Below are 10039 nucleotides of genomic sequence, written 5' to 3'. Positions count from 1 at the left end.
TACTCTGATAATCTTGTGACTTTTCACAGACCATCACAGCAAGCGCCCACACGAATTATCTGACTGAATTTTTAAAGAGCAGGCTAAGCGATGAACTCGTCTCGCTCAACCGAGGCTGCGTATTTTACAGAAGCAGACCTCAGAGTCAATCATTTTTTTAATCTTTTTCCTACTCTTCCTGAGAAGAGGAAAAAGAACCTGAGAGAGACTTAAAAGTAAAACTCAGTAAAAACAATTGGTTACTGCTGCTCATCGGGTCACCCCGTCACAGCGAGGGCGTATTATACGCACCCGGAAGCAGAGTACAACCCCCTGAGCAAAAATAAGTGCATTTTTTGTAAAAAAGTTACAGCAGCCCTGAAACGAGCAGCAAAAGCAGGGAAATCAGAGGGTTAGCAAAAGCACGACAAAGCCCCGCATCGCAGGGCTTTGACAGCTATTCAGTATGACTTACCACATGAGATTGCTAACTCTGCTGAGCATAAGCATCCAACAATGTTTCCTGTGCACTGATTTCTTCAGCATCTTCCGGGCGATCCGCCTGAGCGGGTAAATAATGTCCATCCAACTGAAGCTGCCAGCTCTGGCAATTATCCAACAGATATGTCTCCAGATCATTTTTGACTCTCTGCGCCAGCTTTTTAGATGAAACAGGGAAACAGGTTTCCACACGCTTATAAAGATTACGCTCCATCAAATCTGCGCTGGCACAGAACACCTCATCATTACCATCATTCTGGAAATAATATACCCGGGTATGTTCCAGAAAACGGCCAATAATTGAACGCACCTGAATATTATCAGAGACACCTTCTATTCCCGGCCGTAAACAACACATGCCACGAATGATCAGATTGCATTCAACACCTGCCTGAGATGCACGATACAATGCTTTAATCGTCTTAGGGTCAGTAAGAGAATTACACTTAAAGATAAGACGGGCAGGCTTACCCTGCTGTGCAAGCTCAATTTCACGATCAATCTTCTCAACCAGAGTTTTCTGTAATGTAAAAGGCGCATGCAGCAGCTTCTTCATATTCAATGTCTTACCCATACCGGATAACTGAAGAAAAACTTTATGAACATCTTCACATAAATGGGAGTCACTGGTCAGAAAGCTATAGTCAGTATAGAGCTTAGCCGTTTTAGCATGATAATTACCTGTGCCCAGATGAGCATAATGCCGAATATTATTCCCTTCACGACGCACAATGTGCATCATTTTCGCGTGGGTTTTATAAGCCACCACTCCATAGATAACAACAGCACCGGCTTCCTGTAAGCGGCTGGCAAGCTGAAGGTTATCTGCTTCATCAAAACGGGCTCTCAGCTCAACAACGACAGTAACCTCTTTACCATTGCGGGCAGCATCAACCAGAGCATCAACAATCTCTGAATCAGATCCGGTTCGATAAAGTGTTTGCTTTATTGCCAGCACATCCGGATCTCGAGCTGCTTCCCGTAGCAAATCAATAATAGGCGTAAAAGATTCAAATGGATGCTGTAACAAAATATCGTTCTGACTCATCGCTTCCAGAATACTGTTGCCACGACGTAGTGGCTTAGCTGTTCCGGGAGTGAATGGCGGATACATCAAATTTGGTCGGTCAACTTCCCCCATTACCGCCATCAAACGAGTCAGGTTTACCGGCCCGTTCACTTTATACAACTCCTGCTCAGTCAGCCCGAACTGCTCCAGAAGCACATTAATCAATGCCTCAGGACAGTTATCCACCACTTCAAGACGGACAGCATCACCATACCGACGGGATAACAGCTCTCCTCTCAATGCGCTGGCCAGATCACTGACCTCTTCCGGATCAACAATCATGTCAGCATTACGGGTTAACCGGAACTGATAACAGCCCTTAACTTTCATTCCCGGGAAAAGCTCTTCAGCATGCGCATGAATCATAGAAGACAGGAAAACAAAATTATCCCCTTCTTTACTGATCTCATCCGGCACCCGGATCAGACGAGGTAAAGAACGTGGTGCAGGAATGATAGCCAGACCACCTTCTCGACCAAAAGCATCTTTACCCTCCAGCGCAACAATAAAGTTCAGACTCTTATTCACCAACCTTGGAAAAGGATGAGACGGATCCAGTCCAATCGGACTGATAATAGGCTGGATCTGATTATGGAAAAAATCGGCAACCCAGGCAGCCTGAGCTTTACTCCAGTCTGTACGCCGTAGGAACCCTATGCCTTCTTCTTCCATTGCGGGGATCAGCTGATCATTCAGAATACTGTACTGGCGCTCAATTTCCGCATGACAGATATCACTGATCTGGCGCAGAACATCCTGCGGCATCAGTCCATCAGCCTCACTTTTTTCCCTACTGAATGCGACCTGACGCATGAGGCCTGCGACCCGAATTTCAAAAAACTCATCCAGGTTGCTACTGAAGATCAGCAAGAACATCAACCGGTTCAGTAACGGATGCGATGTATCCAACGCCTGTTCAAGTACCCGGATATTAAACTGAAGATGGCTCAATTCACGATTAATATAAAGATCGGGACTATCCAGATTAACAACGCTATCCGTATCCTCAGCCGTTTTCCCTCGAGTACCACTTTCGGATCGGTTAATTCTCAAAATAGGACGCCCCGTACTACCGTCAGCCATAGCGGCATCATCATGAATAGTTACGGGTGTTGCCGACTGGCTGGTCTGATCCATGTTTACTCTCCATATAACGGAATAAACCCACCCGTGTTTATCAGTCTTGTAGCAATATAGCTGCCCGCTTCGCAAAGTAGGTCAGAATACCATCTGCTCCGGCCCGCTTAATGCACATCAGCGATTCCAGAGTAACAGCCTCTTCTGACAACCAGCCATTCTGGAAAGCTGCCATATGCATGGCATATTCACCACTTACCTGATAAACAAAGGTAGGCACTTTTAATTCATTTTTCACCCTATGGACGATATCCAGATATGGCATACCAGGTTTAATCATAACCATATCAGCACCTTCAGCCAGATCCAGTGCCACTTCATGCAGCGCTTCATCGGAATTAGCCGGGTCCATCTGGTAGCTGAACTTATTTCCCTTACCCAGATTAGATGCAGAGCCAACCGCATCACGGAATGGTCCGTAATAGCTGGAAGCATATTTTGCTGAATAAGCCAGAATTCTGGTATTGACCAGATTTTCCTGCTCCAGTACTTGCCGAATCTGACCAATACGCCCATCCATCATATCGGACGGGGCAACAACATCGGCGCCAGCTTCTGCATGAGATAAAGCCTGCTTAACCAGTGTTTCGACCGTTCTGTCATTCAGCACATAACCATTCTCATCAATAATGCCATCCTGGCCATGAATCGTGTATGGATCCAGGGCAACATCAGTAATGATTCCAAGCTCCGGATGCTGATCTTTCAGAGCTTTGACCGCTCTCTGTACCAGACCACCGGCATTATAGGCTTCTTCTGCAAATTCTGTTTTAACGTCCTGGGATAAAACGGGAAATAAAGCAATAGCAGGAATTCCCAGAGCGACCAGCTCCCGAGCCTCTTTCAGCAGAAGATCAAGGCTCATACGCTCAACGCCAGGCATTGATGGCACAGCCTCCCTGCGATCTTCACCATCCAGCACAAAAACCGGATAAATCAGATCATCCACACTCAGATGATTTTCTCTCATTAAACGGCGAGAGAAATCATCTGCACGCATACGGCGCATACGAGCTGCCGGAAATAAACGTTGTCCTGGGTTAAACACTATTCTGGGCACTCCGATAAAAAAGGAGATTAACCTGCCTGTTACAAAGTATCAGCCAATCAGATGACAAAAATATTTCACTTCAGGCAGAGTGGTTATAAATCAGACTATTAGCAATGTCATAAAGCTCGTAACCGTCTTTAGCTGACCGATTGCCCGATAATCCTCTGAATTTTAAGTGTGCCTATAGTCCCGCCAGCTCAGGATAAAATCAAGACATCTGACTAAAGGCAAGTATCGTATTCAGAACATAATCTTTCATAATAACCCCACCAGAGCGGACACAGGAGCACATTTGATGGGTGATGCAGGTATAAGAATTTCTGTTTTTCTGGCTATGGTCCTGATTCTGGCAATAGCTCAATGGCGATGGCCCAGACGCCAGCTGCAGCATTCCTTACTCTCAAGATGGATAACCAACTTTTCCATCGTTGCACTTGGCAGTTTTGTAGTCAGACTATTGCCCGCTTTTATTCTGCCGGTATCCGTTGCCGGGTGGGCGGCCTCTGAACAAACAGGGTTACTGAATCTACTGTCACTGCCCTGGTGGCTGAGCATGGCTCTCAGTATTGTCATACTGGATGGCGTTATTTACTGGCAACACCGGATGTTTCACCGAATTCCGGTATTATGGAATCTACACAGAGTACATCACTACGATCCTGATTATGATCTATCCACAGCCCTCAGGTTCCATCCGATAGAAATTTTTCTGTCCATCTTAATCAAGAATCTGGCTATTCTGATTATCGGTGCGCCGGTTATGGCAGTCATTCTGTTCGAAGTCATTCTGAACAGCATGGCACTATTTAACCACTCTAATCTGGCTATTCCCCGGAAAACAGACCAGACTTTACGTAAATTCATTATCACTCCGGATATGCACAGAGTACATCATTCAACGGATATTCAGGAAATGCACCATAACTTTGGTTTCAACCTGAGCATCTGGGACCGCTGGTTCAACAGCTATATTCCCCACCCTTCTCTCGGGCATGAAAAAATGCACATCGGCCAGCCAGGCAGTCAGCATCTTCCGGTAAATCGTCTACTCTGGATACTGGGAGCTGCACTAAAACAGCCTGTGGAGCATAAACATCAGACATGATTACATGTTCTCTGATTGAAGATCAGACCGGTTCAGAAGCCTGATAATATTTACAGAACTATGCAGGAGCACACTATATGCAGAATAAAAAAATTGCTGTTGTTATCTCAGGCTGCGGTGTCTTTGACGGCGCAGAAATTTATGAAACAGCCCTGACCATGCTCAGACTGGACCAGCAGGATGCCGAAGTTACCTGCTTCGCTCCGGATACAGAACAGATGCACGTGATCAATCACCTCACCGGCGAACCGATGGAAGAAAAACGCAATGTTCTGACGGAGGCCAGCCGGATTAACCGGGGCCAGGTCAGCCCTCTGACTGAAGCCAGGGCTGATGATTTTGACGCAGTGATAGTGCCTGGCGGCTTCGGTGTTGCCAAAAATCTGTCTGACTTTGCCGTGGAGGGTTCCGGTTGCAGAATCCGACCTGAGTTCTCAGAACTGTTACAAAGCTTTCATAGTCAGAAAAAGCCCATTGGACTGGTATGTATTGCGCCGGCACTGATTCCCAGAATACTGAATGCAGGCGTTAGCTGTACAATTGGACACGATGCAGCCACAGCCGGTGAAATTGACCGTATGGGAGGCGTGCATATTAGCTGCAATGTCGATGAGATTGTAATTGATCATGAACACAGAGTAGTAACAACCCCCGCGTATATGGAAGCCAACCGTATTTCTGATGCGGCAAAAGGTATCTTTAAGCTGGTGGATAAAGTTCTCGATATGGCAGGATAAGCCAGATCAGATGAGCCTGGTATCAAACCGGGCTTATCTGATGCCATACCGGCTATCATCAAGCAATGAATATCAGCAAATCGGTTTCTTGGATACTTTTAACGCCTGTATACCCCATAAAGTTGCCGGGTTGACAGCCACTTTATCCTTGCTATTGCATGTCGCCCGAATTGAGAACTCAACAGCTTCAGTATTCCGTCGTCTGGGATTCAGAAAAACATTACCATCTGATTTTCGAACGCTGGCGACCAGAGGCTCTTTCGGACTATCTGTACGCCCGACAACCACAGCCAGCTCACCATTCTGAAGTTTCACATACACTCCGGGGGGGTACAGTCCCAGTTCATGTACAAAAATTGTCGTCAGCTTTTCATCTACAGTACGGCCCCGCTCAACAAAAAGTTCTCTCAAAGTATCTTTATAAGATACCGGGGGACGATAAGGCCTTGGCGTAACCATGGCACAATAAACATCGGAAAGAGCAATAATCTTAGCTTCCAGAGACAGAGCCTCTGCTTTGAGTCTTCTGGGATAACCAGTACCATCAGGTCTTTCATGGTGACAACGTACCAGCTTAAGCCAATGGGCATCATCAATACCTGCAGATGCCAGCATCGCAGCACTGACATCCGGATGCTTTTCAATCACTGAACGTTGCTGTTCTGTCAGAGGTTTACGCTGCTGATGCAATTTAACCTGATATGGATTCATCGAAATATTACTGGTTAGTGCCGCCGCCAGCATAGACAACCGTCGCTCCTGATCCACATCCAGCCGTGAAGCAATCACTTCACACAAAATAGCACTCTGAATGGGATGCAGAATATGATAGGGAAAATTATCCATCAGATGGACAGCCCCTATCATAGCATCCGCATCATGGGCGACCAGCCCCTGCAGATAGGTCACAATGGCAATAGTTCGCTTGTAAATAACACCATCGCCAGGATCTTTTTTCTTCTCAATGTACTGAAACAACTCAGACAGGCGCAGGCAGAGATCATCGAATTCAGCAAAAGGGTTCACAGCCCGATTAAACGTTACTGGCTTCAGATCCTTGTCTTTGTCATTCTCATCTTCTTCAACTTCTCTGGCGAAAAGACCGACTCGAATCAGAATATCCCTTTGTCGTTCAGTTCTGATAACAGATCCCTTTGCCATCAATAACTTACCAAACTCATCATAAACCGGCCAGGGCACAGGCTCATTCAGTTTAATATCCTGGGCAACAATGGAACTGAGTTCAAAATCTTTCATGATCATAGGCATTCATCCTGTCCTGCCGGACCTGTTTAAAATCGCTCATCACGGTAGATTTTATCAATATAATCACCACCGCACCTGAGTTCGCTAAACCAGCTCAGGAAGTTTTCTACTTGCTCCTGAGGGAAAATAGCACCATGCTGAGGAACAATCATTCTGATATCCAACTGGCGAACTAATTCAACCCAACGAGCACATACCTGATTACTATGCATGTAACGTTTATGGAAACCTTCCATATATTTCAGGTGATGATCAAAGTCATCAACCATCAGATAACGCTCACCTGATGGGAAAATAGCAGCGCCTATATCCCCTGAAAAAAGAATACCTGAGCGGCTGTCATAAATACTGAAGTTTCCCTCACTATGCAAAAAGTGGGCTGGAATCATGGCAATATAATCACCGCTATCCAGCTTAATCCTGCCACCGCCATCAGGCACAGGGGTTACCCGGCTGACATCTTCCAAACCAAAATGAGAGACAAAATGTAACCAGAGACGAGAAATCATCAGATCAGCATCAGTAGTCTTCATCCAGTAAGGTATCGATGAGCACACATCCGGGTCCTGATGAGTAGCAAACAAATAGCGGATCTGCCGGGGATTGATTACCTTCATGATGTTTTCCAGTACATGGTGGAAAACATAGGTTCCTCCCGGGTCAAACAGATACCCTTTGTCATGATTGACGACCAGACACTGATTAGTCTGAACAAAGGAATCAGCCCCTTCGGCTTCCTCCCAGCCAAACCAGACGACCTGATGCTCATCATCTTCAAACAGTATCCGGCTTTCTTCTACACGCGTTATCTGCTGATCCATCGGCACACCTCATTGTTATATTTATTGACAGGTCAACGCACTTCAAATCAGGCCAGAGCATTATCATAGATCTGATCGATCAGATCTGTACCGCACTCTAGCTGCTCCAGCCAGTCAAAAAAATTATTCACATATTCTTTTGGAATAATGGCCCCATGCTGAGGAACAATTCGCTCAATATCCAGCCCTCTGACACTCTGAACCCAACGCCGTAACGCAACATTATTCCCCATATAGCGTCGATGAAAACCTTCCATATAACCAACCTGCTTATCCCAGTCAGTCACCGAAAGGTAGCGCTCTCCTGGTGGGAAAACAGCCGCCCCAATATCACCGGAGAACAGCGTTTTTGAGCAAGTATCGTAAAAACAGAAGTTCCCTTCACTATGCAGGAAGTGGGCTGGCAATAACTGTATGAACTGCCCGGCTTCCAAACGGATCTGTTTACCGTGATCCTCAATAGGAATCAGACGAGAGTTGTCACTGAAACCAAAGTGTGACACAAAACGAATCCAGAGCCTGGACACCAGAAGACGAGCGTTTGTTGCTTTCAGCCACAGGGTAATAGAGGACAGTACATCAGGATCCTGATGTGTAGCCAGAATATAACGGATCTGATTCAGAGAAATATACTTACTCACTTCAGCCGCTACTTCTGAAAAAATAAACGCACCACCCGGATCAAACAGATAAGCATTATCGCCACTCACAACCAATAACTGATTCGACTGAACCAGCGATTCATGTTCATGATCTTCCCATCCGAACCAGATAACCTGGTGCTCATCATCCTCATAGAGGATCTTGCTCTGATCAACCATGATCAAAAACATCCTATGTTAACAATAATTTTGTTCCGGATATCAACACTACCCGATCATGACTTCCGATACTACCGTATCAGAGCGTACTGAAATCCAGTCAGGACATACGATGTCGCTTAAAATAAAAATCCATCAGGATCAAAGCCCCTGTACCAGTCAGCGCTTTTACTCAGTACTCGTATAAAAAAACCATTTAAAACCAATGGGGATAGTTTTTTCTTGATCTGGAACAAAAAGAAGAGGGAATCGGAAATATCTTACAGAAATGATAGCAAACCCGGCATAGCCGGTACTTTAAGCGCAGAAAAAAAGCAGGTACTCAGACCTGCTTATCATCCTGTTTCTGCTCTGAACGCTTAACCATGCGCCCCATCAGAATACCCAGCTCATACAATACCCACATGGGCAGAGCAAGCAATGTCTGGGAGATTACATCAGGAGGGGTTAGTAACATACCGACTACGAAGCAGGCTATGACCACATAAGGGCGCTTTGCAGATAATGATTCTACTGTTGTTATACCTGTCCAGATCAGAATAAAGGTCGCCACAGGTATTTCAAAAGCAACACCAAAAGCAAAAAACAGCTTCAGCACAAAGTTCAGGTAGGAGTTGATATCCGTCATAACAGCTACATCACCAGGCCCTGCCTGAGTGAAAAAAGCAAAAATGATCGGAAAGACAACATAGTAGGCAAATACTGCACCGGCATAAAAGAGAAAAATACTGGATGCCAGCAGAGGCACCGCAATTTTTTTCTCATGCTGATATAAACCGGGAGCAATAAAGCTCCACGCCTGGAACAGGACATAAGGCACAGCAGCAAATAGTGCCAGTACCAGCGTCAGTTTAAATGGCGCAAGAAATGGAGAAGCTACTTCTGTGGCAATCATCTGAGTACCTTCCGGCAGCAAGGCACGTAAAGGCTCAGAGACGATCATATAAAGCTCGTTAGCAAAAGGATACATACCAACGAAAATGATCAGAATGGCTAAAACAGCCCTTAGCAGGCGCCCTCTCAGTTCAATCAGGTGCTCAACCAGAGGGGCATGCCTGGCTGTATCATCATTAACCGGCGGCAGCTGCGGAGATTCTGTCTGACTCATAGTTACCCTTTTCGCTCCGAAGGTGTCGATCCGAACAAGCTATCGTCCATCTTCGATGAAGTCTGCACAGGAGCAGAAGATGATTGACCTGAAGCCACATCATGAGAAGCAACAGCCTGATCTGCCGGAGAAGAAACAGACGGTCTGCTATCCGGATCTCCGGCGGGAGCTTCAGGTGGCTTGCTATCCGTCATCATCTGCTCCTGCTTACGCAATGTCTCTTCCAGTTTTTGACGGTTCTCATCCAGCTGCCGTTGCATCTCTTCCATGTGTAACTGCTGGTTAACTTCCTGCTGAATGGCGCTGAAGCTCTGCTTGATACGCCCAATCCAGACCCCGGTCGTCCGGGCCGCCTTAGGCAAGCGCTCTGGTCCAAGGACCAATAGCGCCAGAACACCTATGACTATTAACTCAAAAAAGCCGATATCAAACATGATCAGGGCT

At 46.1% G+C, this 10039-nt stretch carries 9 protein-coding genes; 2 read left to right on the top strand and 7 right to left on the bottom strand.

Annotated features, from left to right (window positions below):
- Positions 1–466 precede the first annotated feature (466 nt).
- Positions 467–2686, bottom strand: coding sequence for a polyphosphate kinase 1 (ppk1, locus tag H4O21_RS15425; protein ID WP_370463933.1), 2220 nt, complete (start codon positions 2684–2686; stop codon positions 467–469).
- A 40-nt stretch (positions 2687–2726) separates the two neighbouring features.
- Positions 2727–3695, bottom strand: coding sequence for a porphobilinogen synthase (gene hemB, locus H4O21_RS15420; RefSeq protein WP_182809770.1), 969 nt, complete (start codon positions 3693–3695; stop codon positions 2727–2729).
- 337 nt (positions 3696–4032) lie between these two features.
- On the opposite strand from hemB, the gene H4O21_RS15415 reads away from it, so the two are divergent.
- Positions 4033–4842: a sterol desaturase family protein gene (locus tag H4O21_RS15415; protein WP_182809769.1), complete on the top strand. Its 810-nt coding sequence runs from the start codon at positions 4033–4035 to the stop codon at positions 4840–4842.
- A gap of 77 nt (positions 4843–4919) precedes the next feature.
- Entirely contained in the window at positions 4920–5579 is a 660-nt protein-coding gene (elbB, locus tag H4O21_RS15410; RefSeq protein ID WP_182809768.1) for an isoprenoid biosynthesis glyoxalase ElbB, read from the top strand.
- Between the two features lie 72 nt (positions 5580–5651).
- On the opposite strand, the gene H4O21_RS15405 is transcribed toward elbB, so the two are convergent.
- The 5 genes from H4O21_RS15405 to tatB all read right to left on the bottom strand — a co-directional run bounded on the left by H4O21_RS15405 (position 5652) and on the right by tatB (position 10029).
- Positions 5652–6842 carry an HD-GYP domain-containing protein gene (locus H4O21_RS15405; protein ID WP_182809767.1) on the bottom strand — a complete coding sequence of 397 codons (1191 nt, stop codon included), beginning with the start codon at positions 6840–6842 and terminating at the stop codon, positions 5652–5654.
- Positions 6843–6871: 29 nt separating this feature from the next.
- Positions 6872–7666, bottom strand: a complete 795-nt coding sequence (locus tag H4O21_RS15400; RefSeq protein WP_182809766.1) for an oxygen-binding di-iron domain-containing protein — start codon at positions 7664–7666, stop codon at positions 6872–6874.
- Between the two features lie 47 nt (positions 7667–7713).
- The gene (locus H4O21_RS15395) at positions 7714–8487 is read right to left on the bottom strand and encodes an oxygen-binding di-iron domain-containing protein (RefSeq protein WP_182809765.1); all 774 of its coding nucleotides are present in this window, start codon (positions 8485–8487) and stop codon (positions 7714–7716) included.
- Between the two features lie 322 nt (positions 8488–8809).
- Positions 8810–9595, bottom strand: a complete 786-nt coding sequence (tatC, locus tag H4O21_RS15390) for a twin-arginine translocase subunit TatC (protein WP_182809764.1) — start codon at positions 9593–9595, stop codon at positions 8810–8812.
- Between the two features lie 2 nt (positions 9596–9597).
- On the bottom strand, positions 9598–10029 hold the full coding sequence (gene tatB, locus H4O21_RS15385; protein ID WP_182809763.1) for a Sec-independent protein translocase protein TatB: 432 nt from the start codon (positions 10027–10029) through the stop codon (positions 9598–9600).
- Positions 10030–10039 lie beyond the last annotated feature (10 nt).

It is taken from the genome of Oceanospirillum sediminis (genome assembly GCF_014164585.1).
GTDB classification, from domain to species: Bacteria; Pseudomonadota; Gammaproteobacteria; order Pseudomonadales; family Halomonadaceae; genus Oceanospirillum; species Oceanospirillum sediminis.
Note: the sequence above shows the minus strand (reverse complement) of the source record. Positions and strands in the feature narration are given on the sequence as shown.